This window comes from Arcobacter sp. F2176, assembly GCF_004116465.1.
GTDB lineage: Bacteria > Campylobacterota > Campylobacteria > Campylobacterales > Arcobacteraceae > Arcobacter > Arcobacter siniprincipis.
The window spans coordinates 1-20,550 of the sequence record NZ_PDJV01000026.1 but is presented as its reverse complement, the minus strand read 5'-3'; the positions used below and the strand labels follow the sequence as shown (position 1 = coordinate 20,550).

Genomic DNA, 20,550 nt, shown 5'->3' with positions numbered 1-20,550 from the left:
AAGAAAAGGAAATTTTATGCCAAAATACGTACTATTTGATACAGAAACAACAGGAAACCAAGAAGAAGATAGAATCATACAACTAGGAGCTATGATTGTAGATGCAAAAGCTCCTATAGAAGTTTATGATGAATTATGTTTTTCTGATGTTGAAATAAAACTTGAAGCTATGGAAGTACACAATATAACACCTGATATGATTATAGGAAAACCAGAAGCTACTCAAACAAAATTTTATCAAAAACTTCAAGAGTACAATAATCCATCAAACTATTTAATTGCACATAATATAAATTTTGATTTAGGAATGATAAAAAAAGAAGGGTTTGAATCAAAATATCAAATATTAGATACATTAAGATGTGCACAACACCTCTTTCCAGAACTTCCATACCACAGACTTCAATACTTAAGGTATGCCCTTGATATTTATATGGATGAAGAGGAAGAAGCAGCAAAACATAATATAACTATAAAAGCCCATGATGCTATTGGTGATGTTTTGGTTATGAAGCTATTTTTATCACAACTTGTTGCAAAATGTAGAACTGTTTATCCAGATTTTAATCCTATGGAGAAATTAGTTGAACTTACAAAAACTCCTATATTTATCCAAACTTTTAAATTTGGTAAATATAAAGGTAAAGAGACCTCACAAGTTGCAAAAGAAGACCCTAGCTATCTTATGTGGATGATGAAAAATATGGACATGGATGAAAATTTAAAATACACTTTAGAAAAACTAACATCTACGGCAACAAATGATTACTACTAAAAATGATAAAGTCAAAATTCTTTATGTAGAAGATGATGATATAACAAGAGAAAATGCAATAGAGTATTTAGAAAACTACTTTGTAAATATTTATGAAGCAAAAGATGGTTTAGATGCTTTAAAAAAATTTGAGCAAATAAACCCAGATATAATTATTACAGATATTCAAATGCCTAAAATAGATGGTTTGGCATTTGTTAAAAATATAAGAGCAAAAAACAAAGAAGTTCAAATCATAGTTATAACAGCATATAACCACAAAGAATATCTTTTAAAAGCAATTGAACTTCAACTAGTAAAATATCTAATGAAACCAATAAAAGAAAATGAATTTAAAGATGCTCTTGAAGTTTGTATCGATAATCTAAAAAATAGTAAAACAAATATAATAAAATTAAATGAAGTTGCTATTTTTGACAAATATAATCATTCTCTTGTTGTAAATGATGAATTAATAAAGTTAAGAATAAAAGAGATTGATTTATTAACTCTACTTTTAAACAATAAAGATAGATATGTCACATACGAAGAAATAGAAAATTATGTTTGGAAAGATTTTCCTATGACCAAAGATGCTTTAAAAACTTTAGTTAAATATCTCAAACAAAAAATCTCAAAAGATATAATCTCTAATCATAATGGAGTTGGATATAAAATAAATGTATGATTTAACTACTGTTTTATCTTATGGAATAACTTTTGGGATTCTAATGATGACAATAGTATATACATTTATTAGATACATTTATTCAAAAGAACTTTTTTATTTAAGTTACTGCTTTATGCAAGTTTTTTCATTATCATATATAATTTTATATAGTAAGTTCTTTTATTATGAGCTTTTTTTTCAAGACTTTTCCCTTTTTTTTGCGACTCTTTCAGCCTTAGTATTTGCAGTAAGATTTTATGAAGGTAAATTTATTCCTAAAATTACAAATAATAAAGAACTAATATTAAATACCTTATTACTTATTTTTATAATCTTGACTGCATTTTATCATTATTTATTATTTGAATACTTACCATACACAATTATTTATGCGATACTTTTTGTATCAATAGTATTTAATTTAAACCAAGGGTTTAAAGCTACAGCAATCTATGTTATAGGATGGTCTGTAATTTGTCTTATTTTATATATTTTAAATTTTAAAACTTATTTTAAAATGCATACTCATTTGGATTTAGTATTACTAGCTTTTGCAATGGAAGCTATTTTATTTACAATTTCTGTTGCATATAAATATAATCTATTAAAAAAAGAGAATGTAGAAATAGAATCAATGCTTTTACAGCAGTCAAAACTTGCTCAAAGTGGTGAAATGATTGCAAATATAACACATCAATTTAGACAACCTTTAAATAATCTTTCATATATTTTAATAAATTTAAAAAACAAATATAAGAATAATAATTTAGAAAAAGACTACTTTGAAAGAAAAACTTCCCAAGCAAATGAACAAATAGAATATTTATCTAATACAATTGAAAATTTCAAAAATTTTTACACTGAATCAAAAGAAAAAGAAGATTTTGAGATAAGAGAAGTTATTCAAAACTCTCTTTCAATTTTAAATAGTGACATAAAAAAGATAGAAATAAATATTGATTTAATTTTTAATACAAATGAACATGTAAAAATATTTGGAATAAAAAATGAATTAGCGCAAGTTTTAATTGCAATAATTTCTAATGCAATTCATGCAGTAAAAACCATTGAAAATAGAAAAATAATAATTGAAATAAACTCAAATACTGCAGATGTGATTTTAACAATTAAGGATAATGGAGAAGGAATAAAATCTAAATTATTAGATAAAATATTTGAACCATATTTTACTACAAAAAGTACTGGGACAGGACTTGGATTATATTTATCTAAGATGATTATAGAAAAAAGTTTTAAAGGAAAACTTAATGTAAAAAGTAACCCAAAAGGAACTACTTTTTACATAAATATTGAGAAATCAGTTTAAACTATTTAGGAAAGAAAAATAGTATTTTTTTCTCCATTTTTACTTCTTTATTCTCTTTTGCATAAAATAATAAATTTATTTTTGAAGTATTAATTTTATTTTTACTAACTAAAATCAATACAGTTTTTCTTGTTTGCTTTGGGTTTAAAGTTATTGGATTATATCTTTTTATACTAATATTTTTATCTAAAACTTCAATATCAAAAGTATATCTTTTATCAGCACTATTATAAATAGTTAATAAATAATTATTTACAACTTTTCCATTTTCATCAATTTTATATAACTCTGTGTTTTTATTTATATTTACTAAAAATGGCTCTTTTTCAGACATAAAATAAGCAGTAAATAGTATACAAACAACTAAAGATAACATATAGACAAGATTTCTAGGATTTAGGAATTTCTCAAGTTTTTCTAATAAAACACTATTAGTACTTCCCCAATAAATAAGAGATTTTTTACCAAGTTTTCCCATTACACTGCTACAAGCATCAGAACACTCTAAACAGTTTATACACTCAACTTGTAAGCCTTTTCTAATATCAATATGTGTAGGACAAACTTTTACACAAGCTTCACAAGTAGTACACTCTTCATTTCCTGACCATTGTTTTACATTGAAAATAGATTTTTCATTGTTAGGATAAATTTTTCCACCTCTATTGTGGTTGTAAACAACTTGTTTTGTATTATTATCATATAAAACAGACTGAATTCTAGAATATGGACATACATAAGTACAGAAGTGTTCTTTCATAAAAACAATATCATATACTAAAAATACAACAATAGTAAGAATAAACATCACTAAGAAAAAATGATCTTGTGGTGATTTCATGTATTCAATAAAATCTTCAGGTGGTACAAAATAAAGCATAAAATTTATTGCGATAACAAAAGATAAAATTATCCATAAAAGCAATCCAATATATTTTTTTATTTTTGTAGAAGTTTTATTATAGTTTATATCTTTTTGTTTATTTTTAATTCTTCGCAATTTTAATAAAAAAGTTTCTATCAAATCTCTATAGATAACTCTAAAAATAGTTTGAGGACATCCCCAACCACACCAAACCCTACCAAACATAGATGTCATTGCAAATATTCCAATAAACAAAAACATCAATAAAAATGGCATAATAAAAAACTCATTCATATTATATACATTTCCAAGGAAATGAAAATCATATGTAACAAATGACAACAATAACAAATGATTACCATCTATTGTTATAAAAGGTGTCCCCATTATAAAAATAGTTAAAATCGCATATGTAATATATCTTTTTTTCGAATAACTCATATTTTCTCCTTTTTATAAATCTAATTGTAAAAATATTAAGTGGTATATTTGTGGTATATAAATTGAATATTTAAAAATATTAATAATTTGTAATTAATTAATTTTATTTATAAAAAATAAAGCTTAAGAAACTAACTTATAAGAAAGTTATAGCTAGAATTAACTCTTATTAAATAGAAAAATCACTAAAGGAATATGTTTGAATAAATTTACAAGAATTGGGTTTATTTTAGCAGCAGCTGGTTCAGCTGTTGGATTAGGTAATATTTGGAAGTTTCCATATATCACAGGAGAATATGGAGGTGGAGCATTTGTTATTGTTTACCTCTTAGCAATACTTTTTATAGGATTGACAATATTTATTGCAGAAACGGTTATTGGGCAACATGGAGAAGCTAATGTTTCTACATCATTTGTGAAAATGTCAAAATCTAAAAATGAAAATTGGAAGTTTGCAGCATTTATGATATTTGCTGGACTTGTGATTCTTTCTTTTTATTCTGTAGTATTAGGTTGGATTTTAAACTACATTGTTACATCTTTTCAAACACTTCCTTCTACTTCTGAAGTTGCAGGAAAAACTTTTGATAACCTTATTTCAAATGAAATTTCTTCTGAAATCTTTTATCATACACTTATAGCATTAGCAGTTATTTTTATTGTATTAAAAGGCGTAAAAGATGGAATAGAAAAAATAAATCTTATTTTAATGCCACTATTAGGTTTAATATTAATTGGGCTTTTAATTTATGCCTTGACTTTAGATAGTTTTTCACAAGCTCTTAGTTTTATGTTTGTTGCCAACTGGAGTAAAATCAATGGTGATGCCCTATTAGCTGCACTAGGACAAGCATTTTTTACTCTATCAGTAGGAATTGGTACTATTATTACTTATTCAGCATCTTTAGACAAAAATGCAAACTTTTTTAAATCATCTGCTTTAGTTGCTTTAGTTGATACAGTTATTGCTATAATTGCTGGATTGATTATCTTTACTTTCCTTTTTGATGCGGGAGCAAAAAGTGCAGCAGGACCGGGACTTGTATTTATTTCTCTTCCTGTTATTTTTTCTCAATGGGGAGTTTTAGGACATATTATTGCTATCTCGTTTTTCTCTGCCCTTGTTTTTGCAGGAATTACATCTGCTGTTTCTATGATAGAACCTGCTTTGATGTTTTTTATTGAAAGATATAAAATGACTAGATTAAAAGCAACAATAATTTGTGGTTCATTCTTCTATATAATGGGTATCATTGCTCTACTTTCTATGTCTTCAGCATATGGTACATCATTAACATTTTTTGGAAAAAATGCTTTTGATTGGATGGATTTCTTAACATCATCTATATCAATGCCAATTGCAGGAATAGTAACTTGTATCTTTTTGGGTTATTATGTAGACAAACAACTACTTCAAGACAAATTTACAAAATTTGTATCTTTAGCAGTATTTAATATTTGGTATGCTTTGATTAAATATATTGTTCCAATTGCTATTGCAATTTTATTATTTAATAAATTAGGTCTTATCTAAGTTTTTATAGGAGATTTTTCTCCTATAAATATAAGTATAAATTAAAAGTTACAACTAAAATATTTAAAACTACAAAAGCCTCTTTTCTTATAACAGCAAATAAAGAAACTACAATATAAGTTATAAAAAACCAAAGAGGAGTAATCACTTCCAAAATATAAAACTTCATATTTATTGCAATGACTAAAAAGGAATCTAACAAACTTCCATATCCAATTAAGTGTAAAAATAACTCTAAGGGATAAAAAATAGTAAAAAGTATTGTAATAAATGGAGAAAGCAATTGAACCCAAGAAGTTACTCCAAAAAAGTAATGAACTATGGGATTAAAGCTTGCAAAAATCCAAATATTAAAAAATAGAAATAGAAATACTTTATTAAGGTTTTGAAAATATTTTATAAATAGGAATATATAAAATACTCCAATAACAGAAAACCACAAAGACAATGAAAACAAAAATTTTGGGAAAAGTACAAGTATAAATAATAATGTAAGTAAAAGTGTCTCAAAGGAGATTAACCTTATGTTTGACCTTAATAAAAATATCCCAAAAACCATCATAATAAAAGCTCTTAAAAGTGAAGCTACTAAATTTGTAAAAATCAAATATACAAATAATAAAGATAAAACAATGCATAAAATATCAAACCTTCTATTTCTATAAGGAAAATATCTATTATGAAAAAAGTTGTATGGATAATAAAATATAAAATAAAGAATAAATGATAATACACCTAAGTGAAATCCAGAAATTGCTATTAAATGAGAGATGGAATATACAGCAAAAATATCTCTTAAATCAGTGTTTGTAGGAAGGGCTAAAAATATAGCTTCATATATCTCACTAATATTCTTATTTGCATGTTGGGATTGTATTTTTTCTTTTAAATCTTTTTTTATACTATTCTTTTGATATTTAAAAATATTGAAACTCTTTACATAAAAGCCTTTTAAATACTCTAGAAAAGATACTTTTCCACTAAGTATAGACATATCTACATAATCAAGTCTTTTTAAATCTAAGCCCTTAGGAGTAGATGTAAAAAAAGAGAACTTAGTACCTTCTAATTTATAGATATCAAAATCATCTTTTTCATACTTATTTATAACTTGCGCTTGTAGTCTATATATAGGATTATCAATAAAATCTTTATAATTGTTGTATTGAAAGAATAGTGTAACAAAAGAAATAAGTATCAAAAAGAGAGAAAAGTGAAATAACTCTTTTTTGTCATTTATCAAATTTAATTTTTGCATTAATTATTCTACTAAATAATGATTTAAATTATTTAGTAGAATATGGTTTTATTTAATTTTTTTCCAAATACTCATTTGAGAAATTGTATGTTGATGTTTTCTTGCTGTCTCTTTTATCACAAAAGGTACATCTATCGTATCAAGCAGTTCAAATCTATCACTTAGATTTTCTTTTAAAGTATCTAAAGTTTTTACTTCTTTATTATCTCTTACAAATCCACCTAACCAGTTCTGTTTTGGAGTATAATCTTCAAGCCAAGTATATGGACTCAAGATTACTAAAAGACCATCTTTATTTACCCTATTTGGAATATCATCTAAGAATTTTTGTGGATAATATAATCTATCTATCAAGTTTGAACAAAATATCAAGTCATAGGCTGTATACATATCTTTTAAATTACAAGCATCACCTTGCATAAAAGTAACTCTCTCTTTTGTCTCTTCAAGTCCAAAGTCATCTAAAGCAACAGTTTTTTCTTCATATAATTCACCTTCTGTTGCAACTTTATAAGTCAAGCTATCATATTTTTTAAGTTTTATTCCAACACTTATGAAGTTAGCACTAAAGTCTATTCCTAATACCTCATCAAATATTTTTCCTAGCTCAAATGAACTTCTTCCTACACTACAACCTAAATCAAGTGCTTTATCTTTTTTTACACCTTCTAAATATGGTTTTAAGACATCAACAGAATTTTTAGGGAAGTTTTTAACTCCATAAATCTCTTCACCATAATGGAATTCACAATATTGAGAAATCTGCTCATCTGTTTCATATACATTATCATTTAGTTTAGCTCTATATTCATTATCACTTTTTACATATCTAAATCCAGCATGTTGGAAAAAGTGCTTTCTAAAAGCATATCTTGCACTTCGTAAAGTCTCATTTCCTAAACTAATAAATGAACCACCTTTTATAAGTGCATGTCTATCATCAAAAGTAGGAGTTGTAAAGTCATCATATACAGGATGAGTCTCAAATCCATCAAGTGGATACATAGGAGTTATACTCCATTGCCAAACATTTCCAATCACATCATAAAAATCACCCATAGGGTATTTATCTACTGGTGTTTGATTAAAATACTTTAATCCTATATTTGCATCACACTCTTGGGCTTTTACATAATCATTTAATCTATAAAATTCATCTTCACTTGGAAGTCTTACTTCAAAACCAAGTTTTTCACTCTTATATTTACAAAATGCTTCTGCTTCATATACGTTTATATCAACTGGATAATTTAAAGGTAAAGGAACTATTCTATTTATCTCTCTTAAATAATACTTATCACCATCTTTTAACCAAAAAGTAGGCATCTTAGTTTGTGTAAAGTCTAACCACTTCAATCCATCTTTACTAAAGTAATGTAGTTTATTATAACCACCCTCTTTTACAAACTCTAAAAACTCTCCATTTGATACCAGATACTTACTAGCTTCGAAATCTTTTATACTCGCTCTATGAAAGGCAAACTCATTATCCCAACCATAATAGTTTGGCTTTTTATGATCTTTTTGAAGTATAACTTCTCCACCTTCTACTTTTACTAATTCATTTTGTGGATAAGTTTGGCTTCTTTCATTGTTATATTCAAATAACTCATCTTCTTTAAAATATTTTATGTCAAGTTCTCTTAATAATACAGATGATGTTTCTATATGGATATTTTCATGCTCTATTCCCATAAGTATAACCCACATAGGAGAATTCCAATTTATAGGTATAGAGAACTCAATACTATCAATAATATCTAATACTAAAGCTTTTACTTCATCTCTATATGCTTTTGTCTCTTCATATGTTGGCCATTGATAATTCTCATCATTTAAATCATCCCAACTCATTTCATCAACACCAATTGCAAATAGAGACTCAAGTGTCTTATTTACTCTTTTAGTTGTGATATTTGAGACATTTAATTTATTCATAAAAAATGTAGCTGTATGTCCAAAATAAAATATTAAAGGATGTCTTAACCTATTTGGTTGTTCAAGTATATGTTTCTTATCTTTTAATAAATCAAAAAGTTTTTCATCTAGTGCATAAGTTTGTAAAAAATATTCTCTTATCTCTTCTCTTTTTTCTTCTACTGTTCCGTTATTTAAATCTATAGTTTTCCAATTATAATTCATATTTACCTCAATTGTTTTGTCTTGTTATTTTATTTATATTTAATATATACTTGTACACATTTAAAGTCATTTCATACTTTTATAAAATTACCCGTCTATAATATCTGAAAGTTTTTTAGCCAAATCTAAAATTTCATCTTTTTCATTCAATCCATCAATAAATCTTTGTGGAATATTTTTTAATCCCACTTGAGCACCAACTAAAGCACCTGTTAATATTGACCTTGCTTGATTTTGTCCTCCAGCATTTAAAGCATGTAAAATTGCACTTTCAAAATCATTATGAAATCTTGCAGCTAAATAATAACTCGCTGGTAATATATGATAAATTGCACATGGCATTCCATATACAAGTGATACTTTCCAAGCTGGTTCTATTTTTATTTCTTTATCATTTGCAGCTTGGGCAATAAATGAAGGAGATAATAGTGCATCTGGAGATGCAAATAATCCAATATTTGAAGGATCTTTTGCTCCATCTTTTGGAGGTTTTAAATTATCTGAAGTAACTGCATGAAAAGGAAGCTCACCATTTTTAACTAATTTCATTAATTTATTTGATATTTGCTCATCTAGTTTTTCACCTTGAATTAGTTGGGCTAAAACTGCACCATATGCTACAGTCATTGAACCCACGATATCATCCACTTGCGTCAAAAATGTATTATGGGAAATATTTTTTGCTAACTCTTTAGGCTTTAATGAATAGGCTACTGCAATTGCAAGTGTTCGCTCAATTGCTTCTGTTGTATCTGCTCTACTTCCAACTTTGTCCCATGGTAAGTTTTGCTCAACTCTTTGTCTATATACTTCTCTAATAGATTGTGAAGTATAACCTCCTGGTCCATGTGTTGGAATTCCATCAATTTTTGTAAATAAATCTTCATCTAGTTTTTTGCAAAAATCTTCTTGATTGTAAGCTTTATTTTCTATAAGGGATTTAATCATAAGTTTTAGGATATATCCTGATTGGGATTGATTACCTTTTTCTTCATGTTCATGGTATCTTCCCTTTTTAGGATTTGTATATGTTGTTATCCACTGCCCGTAATCTTTATATTGTTCTTCTAAATCATAATACCAATGTGGGCCTAAAGCAATGGCATCACCTATAAATGCACCAATAATTGCACCTTGTGCTCTTTCTTTAATATTCATAATTTATCCTATTTAGAAACTTTATAAAAGTATATTACTAATTAGTATTAAAATATATTAAACACTACTACTAATTCAATAATTTAAATTTCAAGCCAATTTAAATAGCTTACAACTCTCTTTTCATAATATATATTAAATATATTTATCGCTTGTTTTTGCTCATATTCATCCATATTTTGCCAATGATCTTTTAATAATTCTGTTTCAATATTAGATTCAATTTTTACAATATTTTTAGCAATTATTAATTCAATTAAAACCATACCTAAACGTTTTTTAGATTTATTATCAATCAATATATCAAAAGCTTTGCTTGCTAGCTCAATCACTTTTTTTGCCAAATTTATATTATCTTCAATTGATAGTTTATATAAAATATTCAATGCTTGATTATGTAAAACAATAGGCATTTCATCTCTATCCCCTACTGATTCCTTAAGTTTTATACCTATATCTCCCAACTCAATTGCTTTATCTATTGAACTTAAATAAGTTCTCTTATCTTCTATGAATTTAAATCTATATGCAATTGACATATTTATAAATGTTGCTCCATATTCAAAAGCTCCAAGGGCAGGAACACTTAAACATTTCATATAGTTTTTTATTGCTAAATCATAATCTTCATTCCATTCATCGTAATTAGCTTTTATATTATAATAATGCCATAACCAAGAAGGTTCATTAAATTTTTGATGTGAAAATAATAATTTTTTTAGACTATTTAAAGCAAATAACCCTTCATCTTTTTTATTCTCTTTTCTTTGACTAACAATTATCCACGATTTTCTTTGGTAAAATCTAATTTCAACATCATTTGGTTTTGCTTCATTTGTAACTTTAAAAGATAAAGCATTATATGCATTATCATACTCACCAAGTCTTTCATATAAAGATGAAATATCAATTGAATATTTATTAGGGTTTATTTCAAAAAGATATCTAGCAATTAACAATGCTTGTTCAAATTTTCCATTTCGTTCAAAAAGTGAAATTAATAAATTTAAAGTATTTATTGATAATTTTCTATATATAGAACTTTTACTTGTAATAAAACTGTTTAAATCAGATGAGTCAAACATTTCACCTGATATATCAAACCAATAGTTATTTATAAGATCATATTGTTGTTTTTTTCCAATAGATTCTATAAGGCTTTCTAAAATAGCTATTTTTCTTTTTTCATCTAGGACTATATCTTTTACATAATGATAAAGAACTAATAATGAAATTGGATTATCAAAATATGATAAACACTCTTCTATATGATTTCTTAAATAAAAAGACAATCTTCTTTTCTCATCTTCTAAATCTTTTAATTTAACATTTTTTTGAAAAAATATTTGATTTGATTTATGTTGTCCTAAAAGATTAAAATCACAGAAACATCTATTTACAAAATTCTGAAAACCAGAAATCAATTGATTTTTCTCATTTTTTGTATCATAAAAATTTCTTCCACAATATTCAAATAGTTCTAAAGAGACATACTCTAATTTTTCTTTATTATTAAATATATTAGTAGAACTTAATTGCAATAAAGTAAATAATATATCCTCTTTTTGAGAGAAAAATAATTCATAATTTTTAAAACATATATCATTTTGTTTTTTTGCTATTAAGTTTATATTCAAACATGAAAAGCTTTTTAACCTCTTTTCAATTTTTTTCTTTAAATCACTTCTAACATAAAAATTCACTTCTAAAAAATGATTTAATAGTATTGGTACTATTAATCTCCACATCCAATGATTGTCATCCAATAAATCAATATTGTATATATTAACTTTGTTTTTTTTATCTAATGAATTAATAGAGGTTTTTAGTCTTTTTAATATTCGAACATCTTTATTTACCCATGATTTAAGTATCTGTTTAAATTCAGAACCTTCCCCATCTAAAATAGAAGGCATAAGTACTAAACCTAAAAAAAATAAAAGAACAAAAAACATAGAAACTGTATCATTAAGACTCCAATCGAAAGGAGACTCAAATATTATCTTTTTCATAATGTCTTCATATAAAGAAGATGAAATTAATGCAAATAAAATAACAACAACTGAAATAATACTAAGAAAATATGTAGAGATTTGTTTTTTAAATATATATAAAAAAGATGAATTTCCACATAATTCATTTAAATCACACTCAAAAGTTTCTAAAGTGTCTATATCAGTGTATACGATTTCAATAAGGTTTGAATCCTTTTTTACTATTTTTGAACTTTCTTTTTCTCTTTTATTTGTATAAAGTTCACCACTAACTATATTACAATTAGCTTTCACTCTTTAATCCATCTTTTGCAAATTTATTTTGAATTGGGTCAGAAAACTTATAGACTCCATCTTTAATATCAAATAAAAAATTTTGGTAAGACTCAATAAATTCTTTGGAGAATTTTTCTTCATATGCCTTTGCACCCTCTTCTAATAAAGATATGTATTTTCTGGGGATAAAGCAATTTTTGTCACCTTGATTGGCTATTTTTTCTTTATTTGTAGTAATAAAAGTATAAATATTTTCTTTTGTTTTGAATCCAATAATATCATCTGGATTAAGACTAATGCAGGAATAACTTTTTTCTCTTAGTTTTAAAAAATCAAATTCTTCAGGTGAGATTTTTAAAAGTATTCCATTTGTTTTGGACTTAAAATCTTTTTTTAGATTTAAAAAAATTCCCTTTTTTGTTTCTTTTTCATTCTCAAAAACTATGTATTCTATTGAATTCCAGATTTTCTCATATCCCTGCAATGTAACAGGGATAAAGTCATCTTGTTTTAATTCTCTTTTAAAAGTTTTTTGAGCACTATTTATACTTAAAAGTGAACCATATCCAAAAATATACATTATAAAATCTTCTCTTTTGTTAATATTATACCATCATAATCTGCATAAACAATATCGCCTTGAGAAAAGTTAATTCCACAAAATGAGATGTCAATACCTACTTTACCTTCTGTAATAGGAGCATATTTTCTACTACAAGTTCCCCTTGCAAATAAAATAAGATCCATATCTTTTGTAAAAAAAGTATCTCTAACATAACCATTTACAATTAATCCCTCATAGTTATTATCAACTGCAAATTTTGCAAGGTTGTCTCCTACTACTGCAAAATACTCATCTTCAACATCTACTACAACAATTTTACCTGTACCATCTAGATCTTTTAATAAATTTTTCAAGTCATTATTATTTCTATCAAGTTTTATAGTAACTACTTCTCCATAAGCTTTTTGCTTTCCTCCATAGTTTTTAAACTCATTATCTAATACATATACTTTGTCTGGGTGTGCATCACATAAATCTGCTGTAAAAAAATCCATTTTCTTTCCTTTTTTTAATTTATTTATTATCTCAAAACAGTATTAATCTATTCTTACTTTAAAACCACTGCATAATTTTTTCTTTTACTTCTTTTGTTCTTTCAAGTGGCAACATATGCGTTTGAGCTTTTATTTGTGTAAACTCAATATTTTTAGCTTTTAAAGAAAACTCTTCCATAAATTTCGAACTAACAAGCCTATCTTCATTAGCATATAAAAAAGCTAATTTTAGATTGCTATTTATTAATTTTTCACTTAAATCTTTTCTTATGATTGTTGCCATAAATTGAGAATAAAAAGCTTCTTCTCCCACATCTATATACATTTGAAGTATTAAATTTATTAGTTCTTCATCACATTGATTTTTTGGTTCCACTAAACTTAAAACCTTTTTTCTACTAAGTCCTTTAAATCCAAATTTCTTTGTAAACTCAATAGCAGCTTTTCTTCTTTGACACTCTACTTCATCCAAATTTGCAGGAGTACAGGCAACAGCTAAAATTTTATTTACCCTATCTGGATATTTTAATCCAAAATAACATGATATATAACCACCAAGGGAAAATCCTAAAAGATTTATTTTTTCATCTTTTATTTTATCATTTAGCACTTCAACTATTTCATCAAAACTATTTCTTAATGGAATCTCAAGATGAATAAACTCATAAGTATCATCAAAAAGAGGAATTAACCTACTCCATAATTTTTCATCATTCATAAAGCCTGGTATTAAATATATTTTTATTTTCATTAAATCACTTCATTTTTTTATTCTATTTTATCTAATAAAAGTTTTACATACTTTTAGATATTCTAATCTCCTTTATAAAATGAATAAATAGGCAATTAAATGAAAGTAGTAACAGGTGTTGTAGGAAACGATATACACGTTGTAGCAAATAGATTAATTGATCTCTCATTACAAGCAAGGGGATTTGAAGTATTTAACCTTGGAGTTAATACTTACTTAGAAGAATTCTTTGATGCTGTAATAGAAACCAATGCAGATGTACTTTTAATCTCTTCTTTAAACGGTGAAGCAGAAGGTTGGTGTAGAGAAGTAAAGATACTAAAATCAAAATATAAAAATTTAGATAATGTGGTTTTTATGATTGGTGGAAACTTAGTGGTGGGAACAGGTGATGCTTCAATTATCGTGCCAAAATTCAAAAACTACGGGTTTGATTTGGTATTTCATCAAGTAGATTTAAATACAGGGTTAGATGAATTAGAAAAATATTTAAAGACGAGAGAATCATGAGTTTATTGCAAGAAGAACGAGAGATAATTTTAAGTAATGAATATGTAGAGCATTTTGACTTTGCTGAGGTTGAAGAGTTTGTAAAAAATGCTTCAAAAGACCTATTTATTTCACATAATTTTAGAACAAAAAACAAAATGCTAGTACAACCACGTGGTGGTTTTCCTACATATAACAAAATGTATGCACTTTATGAATTCTTCGTAAATGCAAATGTAGATGTCTTGCCTTGCACTATTGATTCAAATACTAGATTAAATGACTATGCAACATCTAAAAAGATGCTAAGACTTTCAGAAGAGAGTGAAGTTGATATGCTAAATGGTTATCCATTAGTTAATCATGGATATAGAACTACTAGAAAGATGATTACTCACTTTAACAAGCCAGTTAGTTTAAGACATGGAACTCCAGATGCAAGACTATTAATTGAAACAGCCATTGCTTCAGGTATTTTTGAAATAGAGGGTGGTCCTATTACTTACCTTTTACCCTACTCTAAAAACTTTCCATTAGATAAAGCATTTTTATATTGGAAGTATGTTGAGCGAGTTTGTGCAAAATATTCAACACTAAATGAACCAATAAACAGAGAATCATTTGGACCACTTACAGCAACACTTGTTCCTCCTTGTATTACTATTGTTATTCAATTAATTGAGATGCTTTTATCACTTGAAGAAGGAGTTAAATCATTTTCTGTATCTTTTTCACAAAGTGGAAGTGTAAACCAAGATATTGTAACTGGAGCTGTTATAAGAAAACTTGCAAAACATTATGCCAATGAAATTGGCTGTGGAGATGCTGAGGTTCATTTAGTATATCACCAATGGATGGGTGCTTTTCCTATGGATCAAAACTTTGCATCTCAACTTATCTCTATGTCAACAGCAATTGCTGCTATGGTTGGAGCTGATAAAATTATTACAAAAACAAAACAAGAGGCTTCTGGAATTCCTACAAAAGAAGCAAATGCTGAAACAGTTGCGAATACTCAATATCTTCTTAGAATTTTAAATGGTCTTCCAAATGTAATAGATGCAGAAGAGGAAGAGAATTTAACCCTAGAAGTGAAAGCTATTATGGAAGCTATATTTAATGACAGCGCTGATACTTTATGGAGAAAAGCCTTCAATAGTATCAAAAATGGAATAATAGATGTGCCTTTCTCTCCTCATATTATAAATCATAATGAGATGATTACAATAAGAGATGCAAATAAAAATATAAGAATAATGCAAAGAGGAAATGTTCCAATTCCTGATAAGTGTTTTGAATATGAAAAATCAAAATGTGATCTTAAAAAAGATACTACATCTATAGTAAATGATATTATCCATGATATAGGAATTATGCAATGAGCCAATTAACTAACAAACTACTAATAGATGTAGGAAGTACTTATTTTAAAGTTAGTTCATCAAAAGGTGTTGAACAACATTTTAGAGACTTCAATAAAGATATATACGATGACTTAACATATAAGTGTGGAGATACAATTAAAACATACGAAAAAGAGAATGTTTATATTTGTTCCTCTGCAAATGGAGGACTTAGTACTCTTATTATTGGTGTTACAAATTCTTTTTCACTTAAATATGCTACAAATATAGCATTTAACTCTGGCATTAATATCATTGATACTATTTTATACCAAGATATTGAAAGCTCTTCTATTCCTAGTGATTTGATTGATGTTGTTATTGTTGTAGGGGGAATTGATTCTGTTTGTGATATTTTTGGAAAAGAATTATTTGATTATTTAGAAAAAATAAAATACTCAAACATTGTTTATGTAGGAAGTTCAAAAGATAGAGACATGCTTCAAAAAAACATACAAGACTTAGTTGTATTAGCAAATATTATTGATGATAAGCTTCATATTGTAGAAGAAAACTTAAAAGAGTATTTAACTAATCTTTATCAAGCTGATATTATGGGAAAAGAAGACATCAAACATCTTTATGAAATAACATCAAATCAAATATACTCTACACCTTATATAGTAAATAAAACTTTGCCATTTATTAATAGTAAGTTTTCAGTTGTAAATCCATATATCCTAATAGATATAGGAGGAGCAACTACTGATATTCACTATTCAAAAGATTTAGTGGATGAAAATATTGTTACAACAAATGAGTATGATAGATTAGTATTTAAAAAACTAGGTGTTTTTAAATCAAAAGAGTCTTTAATCTTTAGTGCAAAAAACAATGAGTTTGTATATGAGTTATTATCTCACTTAAAAGTTACAGAAAATATCTTTGAAGAACAAAGTGAAAAAGCTTTAAGAATATTAATGCAACTTGCGATATTCTTAGTTTTATGTAAAGTATCACACTATAGAAAAGCTTATGTAAATTTAAAGCTATTATCACTTAATACAGTAGTTTTAACAGGTGGTATTACAAAGGTTTTATCACAAGAAGAAATTGAAGATATCATCTCATTTTTTTATAAAAAAATTCTAAATTCAAACCATAACCCAAGTGTTGTAATGGATTCAAATTACGATATCTGGACTATTGGTTTAACTCAAAATTAAAGGATAAAAGATGTCTATAAATTGTATTAGGAGATTAATTGAAGATGCTGCAATCTCACATCCAAATAAAAATGCTTTAATTCTAAGTGAAAAAAGTTTAACATATAAAGATTTATTAACAAAAGTAAATCAAGTGGCTTTTTATCTAAATGAGTTAGATTTACCAAAAGGAAGCAGAATTGGTATTTACTCAAATAAAAAGATTGAACAAGTAATAGCTATCTTAGCTATTTTATCAACTGATTATGTACTAGTACCTCTTACAAAACTACTTAAACCAGACCAAGTAAAATACATAATAAAAGATTGTGATATAAAATGTATTATAACTGATAAGATAAAAGAAAATTCAATCGAAGATATTAGTTTTGATGGACATGTTATATCTTATGAGACAACACACAAAGATGTACCCTCATTTGAAGAGATTTTCAAATACTACAATAAACCATATATTTGTGAAATAAATGGACATGGGAATGCCGTAATTACTTACTCTTTTGGAATAACAGGAACGCCAAAAGGAATAGTTATTTCACATAGAAATTTAATAGATAGTGCAAGAGTTGTATCACAATATCTAAGTTTAGAAGAAAATGATGTAATATCTGGAATTTTGCTATTTAATTTAGATTATGGACTAAATCAAATTTTTTGTTCTTTATATAAAAGAGCTACCTTAGCTTTACATAGATTTATTCTTGCAGGTGATTTTTTTAATCACCTAATAAATGATAATGTTACAGTTATTCCACTTATGCCAATTAGTGTCACACATATGTTTGATGAAGAATCACATAGACTTCCTAGTGTTGAGTTATTAAGTAATGTTAGAATTATTACTTCATCTGGTGGTAATTTAACTCATAAAATGGTAAATGATGTACAAAAATATTTTAAAAATGCAAAAATTTTCTCAATGCATGGTTTAACAGAAGCATTTAGATCTACATATTTAGATCCAAGCCAAATAAATATAAGACCAAACTCTATAGGAAAATCAATACCAGATGTAGAATTATATGTAATTGATGAAAATGGTAATGAGTGTCCTCCAAGAGTTGTAGGTGAATTAATTCACAGAGGTGGATATATCTATAAAGGTTTTTGGAATGCACCTATTGAAACAAAAGAGAGATTTAAATCAGTTAATATCCTTAAAAATGTAATCAATCTAGAGGGACAACTAAGAGATGAAGTTGTTGTAAAAACAGGTGATTATGTTTACAAAGATGAAGAAGGATATTTATACTTTGTCTCAAGACATGATGATATGATTAAAACAAGAGGATTTAGAGTAAGTCCATATGAAATAGAATCAGTTACTATAAATAATATACCACAAATAGAACAATGTGCAGTTTTCTCAATAGAAAATGAAGAGATAGAAGAAGAGATTGTTTTAGTATATAGTGCTAGAAGTGAATTATCTTCAAAAGAGATTAGTTTTGAGTTGAAGAAGCATCTAGCTTCGTATATGATTCCCCTTAGAATAATTTACAAGAAATCATTACCTTTAATTCCTAGTGATAAAAATAAAATTAACAAAAACCAACTTAAAGCAGAATTGCTTGATTTTTTAAAATAGATTTTATGTAATACTTAAATTTAGGTATTACATAAATAATTTTTGAAAATTTTAAAATTTTTGACTAAAATCAACTAAATTTACACTTTTTTTTCCTATAATACTTAAAATAAAAAAATCAAAGGAAAAAATAATGAAAAAAGTTCTACTTTTAACTTCAATCTTAGCATGTGTTGCATTTGCTAATCCATATGCAAAATGTGTTGCTTGTCATGGAGCAAATGGTGAAAAAGCTGCTTTAGGAAAATCAAAAATAATGAAAGACATGACTAAAGCTGAAATTGTTTCTGCTTTAAAAGGATATAAAGATGGAACTTATGGTGGACCAATGAAAGGTTTAATGAAAGGTCAAGTTGCTTCTTTAAGTGATGCTGATATTCAAGCAATCGCTGACAAAATCGGAAAATAATAAAAGTAAGAAGACTCTCTTCTTACTTTAAATAATGTAACTCTTCTCCTCAATTTAATTTCTTTTAACGAATTATTAACAAACTAATCAACTTAAAAGTTTAAGTACTATAATATTTTAATATTATATTAATAATAAGGAAAAACAATGAAAAAAATTATACTACTATCTACAATTTTAGCATGTACAGCTTTTGCTAATCCATATGCAAAATGTGTTGTATGTCATGGAGAGAATGGGGAAAAAGCTGCAATGGGAAAATCTAAAGTTATAAAAGATATGACAAAAGCTGAATTTGTTGCAGCATTAAAAGGTTATAAGGATGGTTCTTATGGTGGACCACTAAAAAGTCTAATGACTGGACAAGTTACATCTTTAAGTGAGGCTGATATGGAAGCACTTGCAAATCAAATAGTTAAATAATTTTAATTATGATAAAATTGGTACTTTTAAAGTTCTTTTTTGTAGTATAACAATAAGAAAGAGTTAAGGGTATCAATTTTGAAATCAAGTTATAAAGCTAATTTTTTATTTTTTTATTTCTTATCTGTACTTATTTTGGTAAGTGCAATTTATATTTATGATTCTATAACAAATAAATCAAATATTGATAGCATCTCAAACAAAAATTTTGATATCGTTTTTTTAGAAAAGAAAAGATACTTAACTAATATAATAAACTCAAACAAAGTTACTTTAAATACTCTATCAAACAATCAAACCTTTCAAGACTATATAAATAATAAAGAAAGTGTAAAAAATAGTGAAAATTTATTTTCAGCACTTATAAATACAGATTCCTCTATTTTTCAATTAAGTTATATAGATTTAAAAGGTAATGAAAGAATTAAAATCAAAAAAGATTTATCTTCTAAAAATAAATCTATAAGTGCAACACCTAAAAATCAATTAGAGAATAAAGCCAATACTGATTATTTTAAAACCTTTATTAATTTAAATAATGGAAAACTTGGTATTTCAAATATTAATAAATCATCTAAATCCAAAATGACAACAATAATAGTAGCAAAAACTGTTTATGATAAAAATGATAATAAAAAAGGCTTTATCATGATGAATATTGTTATAGATGAAGTTTTTAACTACTTAATGAAAAATGAGTTCTTCAATATTTATTTAGTTTCAAGTAAAGGAGACATAATACTACCAAAGAGTGAAAAAAATAAAGAAATTTATTCTATAAATTTCAAAGAGTACTTATTGAATTCACACTTTAAAAAAGCAGATATAAATTCAATTTTAAAT

The 20,550-nt window shown here is 26.2% G+C and carries 19 protein-coding genes; 11 read left to right on the top strand and 8 right to left on the bottom strand.

Annotated features, from left to right (window positions below; translation table 11 throughout):
* Window positions 1-16: 16 nt before the first annotated feature.
* Genes CRU95_RS15070 through CRU95_RS15060 form a run of 3 tightly spaced genes read left to right on the top strand, consistent with a single transcriptional unit; the run spans window position 17 to window position 2,751 of the window.
* The gene (locus CRU95_RS15070) at window positions 17-775 is read left to right on the top strand and encodes a 3'-5' exonuclease (protein WP_129101948.1); all 759 of its coding nucleotides are present in this window, start codon (window positions 17-19) and stop codon (window positions 773-775) included.
* Window positions 762-1,442 (top strand): response regulator transcription factor, encoded by a 681-nt coding sequence (locus tag CRU95_RS15065; protein ID WP_129101947.1) that lies wholly within the window; start codon window positions 762-764, stop codon window positions 1,440-1,442. Before CRU95_RS15070 ends, CRU95_RS15065 begins: the two co-directional genes overlap by 14 nt.
* On the top strand, window positions 1,435-2,751 hold the full coding sequence (locus CRU95_RS15060; protein ID WP_129101946.1) for a HAMP domain-containing sensor histidine kinase: 1,317 nt from the start codon (window positions 1,435-1,437) through the stop codon (window positions 2,749-2,751). The genes CRU95_RS15065 and CRU95_RS15060 overlap by 8 nt, the downstream gene beginning before the upstream one ends.
* 1 nt (window position 2,752) lies before the next feature.
* Here the strand turns inward: CRU95_RS15060 and ccoG are convergent, their stop codons facing one another.
* Window positions 2,753-4,057 (bottom strand): cytochrome c oxidase accessory protein CcoG, encoded by a 1,305-nt coding sequence (gene ccoG / locus CRU95_RS15055; RefSeq protein WP_129101945.1) that lies wholly within the window; start codon window positions 4,055-4,057, stop codon window positions 2,753-2,755.
* Between the two features lie 199 nt (window positions 4,058-4,256).
* Between ccoG and CRU95_RS15050 the strand changes: the two genes are divergently transcribed.
* Window positions 4,257-5,591 (top strand): sodium-dependent transporter, encoded by a 1,335-nt coding sequence (locus CRU95_RS15050; protein WP_129101944.1) that lies wholly within the window; start codon window positions 4,257-4,259, stop codon window positions 5,589-5,591.
* Between the two features lie 22 nt (window positions 5,592-5,613).
* Here CRU95_RS15050 and CRU95_RS15045 read toward each other — a convergent pair whose 3' ends face one another.
* The 7 genes from CRU95_RS15045 to CRU95_RS15015 all read right to left on the bottom strand — a co-directional run bounded on the left by CRU95_RS15045 (window position 5,614) and on the right by CRU95_RS15015 (window position 14,229).
* On the bottom strand, window positions 5,614-6,849 hold the full coding sequence (locus tag CRU95_RS15045; RefSeq protein WP_129101943.1) for a ComEC/Rec2 family competence protein: 1,236 nt from the start codon (window positions 6,847-6,849) through the stop codon (window positions 5,614-5,616).
* 48 nt (window positions 6,850-6,897) lie between these two features.
* Window positions 6,898-8,991 (bottom strand): 5-histidylcysteine sulfoxide synthase, encoded by a 2,094-nt coding sequence (gene ovoA, locus CRU95_RS15040; RefSeq protein WP_129101942.1) that lies wholly within the window; start codon window positions 8,989-8,991, stop codon window positions 6,898-6,900.
* 87 nt (window positions 8,992-9,078) lie between these two features.
* Complete coding sequence (locus CRU95_RS15035) at window positions 9,079-10,149, bottom strand: ADP-ribosylglycohydrolase family protein (RefSeq protein WP_129101941.1); 1,071 nt, start codon at window positions 10,147-10,149, stop codon at window positions 9,079-9,081.
* 83 nt (window positions 10,150-10,232) lie between these two features.
* Window positions 10,233-12,437 (bottom strand): lipopolysaccharide assembly protein LapB, encoded by a 2,205-nt coding sequence (locus tag CRU95_RS15030; RefSeq protein ID WP_129101940.1) that lies wholly within the window; start codon window positions 12,435-12,437, stop codon window positions 10,233-10,235.
* A complete protein-coding gene (locus CRU95_RS15025; RefSeq protein WP_129101939.1) occupies window positions 12,427-12,999 on the bottom strand; it encodes a gamma-glutamylcyclotransferase in 573 nt (190 codons plus the stop codon). Before CRU95_RS15025 ends, CRU95_RS15030 begins: the two co-directional genes overlap by 11 nt.
* Entirely contained in the window at window positions 12,999-13,478 is a 480-nt protein-coding gene (locus tag CRU95_RS15020; RefSeq protein ID WP_129101938.1) for an RraA family protein, read from the bottom strand. The genes CRU95_RS15025 and CRU95_RS15020 overlap by 1 nt, the downstream gene beginning before the upstream one ends.
* A 58-nt stretch (window positions 13,479-13,536) precedes the next feature.
* The gene (locus CRU95_RS15015) at window positions 13,537-14,229 is read right to left on the bottom strand and encodes an alpha/beta fold hydrolase (RefSeq protein ID WP_129101937.1); all 693 of its coding nucleotides are present in this window, start codon (window positions 14,227-14,229) and stop codon (window positions 13,537-13,539) included.
* Window positions 14,230-14,328: 99 nt separating this feature from the next.
* Here CRU95_RS15015 and glmS point away from each other — a divergent pair, with 99 nt between their 5' ends.
* The 7 genes from glmS to CRU95_RS14980 all read left to right on the top strand — a co-directional run.
* Window positions 14,329-14,739: a methylaspartate mutase subunit S gene (gene glmS, locus CRU95_RS15010; RefSeq protein WP_129101936.1), complete on the top strand. Its 411-nt coding sequence runs from the start codon at window positions 14,329-14,331 to the stop codon at window positions 14,737-14,739.
* The gene (locus CRU95_RS15005) at window positions 14,736-16,100 is read left to right on the top strand and encodes a methylaspartate mutase (RefSeq protein ID WP_129101935.1); all 1,365 of its coding nucleotides are present in this window, start codon (window positions 14,736-14,738) and stop codon (window positions 16,098-16,100) included. The genes glmS and CRU95_RS15005 overlap by 4 nt, the downstream gene beginning before the upstream one ends.
* Window positions 16,097-17,287: a glutamate mutase L gene (locus tag CRU95_RS15000; RefSeq protein ID WP_129101934.1), complete on the top strand. Its 1,191-nt coding sequence runs from the start codon at window positions 16,097-16,099 to the stop codon at window positions 17,285-17,287. The genes CRU95_RS15005 and CRU95_RS15000 overlap by 4 nt, the downstream gene beginning before the upstream one ends.
* Window positions 17,288-17,297: 10 nt before the next feature.
* The gene (locus CRU95_RS14995; protein ID WP_129101933.1) at window positions 17,298-18,875 is read left to right on the top strand and encodes an AMP-binding protein; all 1,578 of its coding nucleotides are present in this window, start codon (window positions 17,298-17,300) and stop codon (window positions 18,873-18,875) included.
* 133 nt (window positions 18,876-19,008) lie between these two features.
* Window positions 19,009-19,284, top strand: coding sequence for a c-type cytochrome (locus tag CRU95_RS14990; protein ID WP_129101932.1), 276 nt, complete (start codon window positions 19,009-19,011; stop codon window positions 19,282-19,284).
* Between the two features lie 147 nt (window positions 19,285-19,431).
* The gene (locus CRU95_RS14985) at window positions 19,432-19,707 is read left to right on the top strand and encodes a c-type cytochrome (RefSeq protein WP_129101931.1); all 276 of its coding nucleotides are present in this window, start codon (window positions 19,432-19,434) and stop codon (window positions 19,705-19,707) included.
* A gap of 78 nt (window positions 19,708-19,785) precedes the next feature.
* On the top strand, window positions 19,786-20,550 hold a 765-nt coding region (locus tag CRU95_RS14980), incomplete at its 3' end, for a cache domain-containing protein (protein ID WP_164969810.1).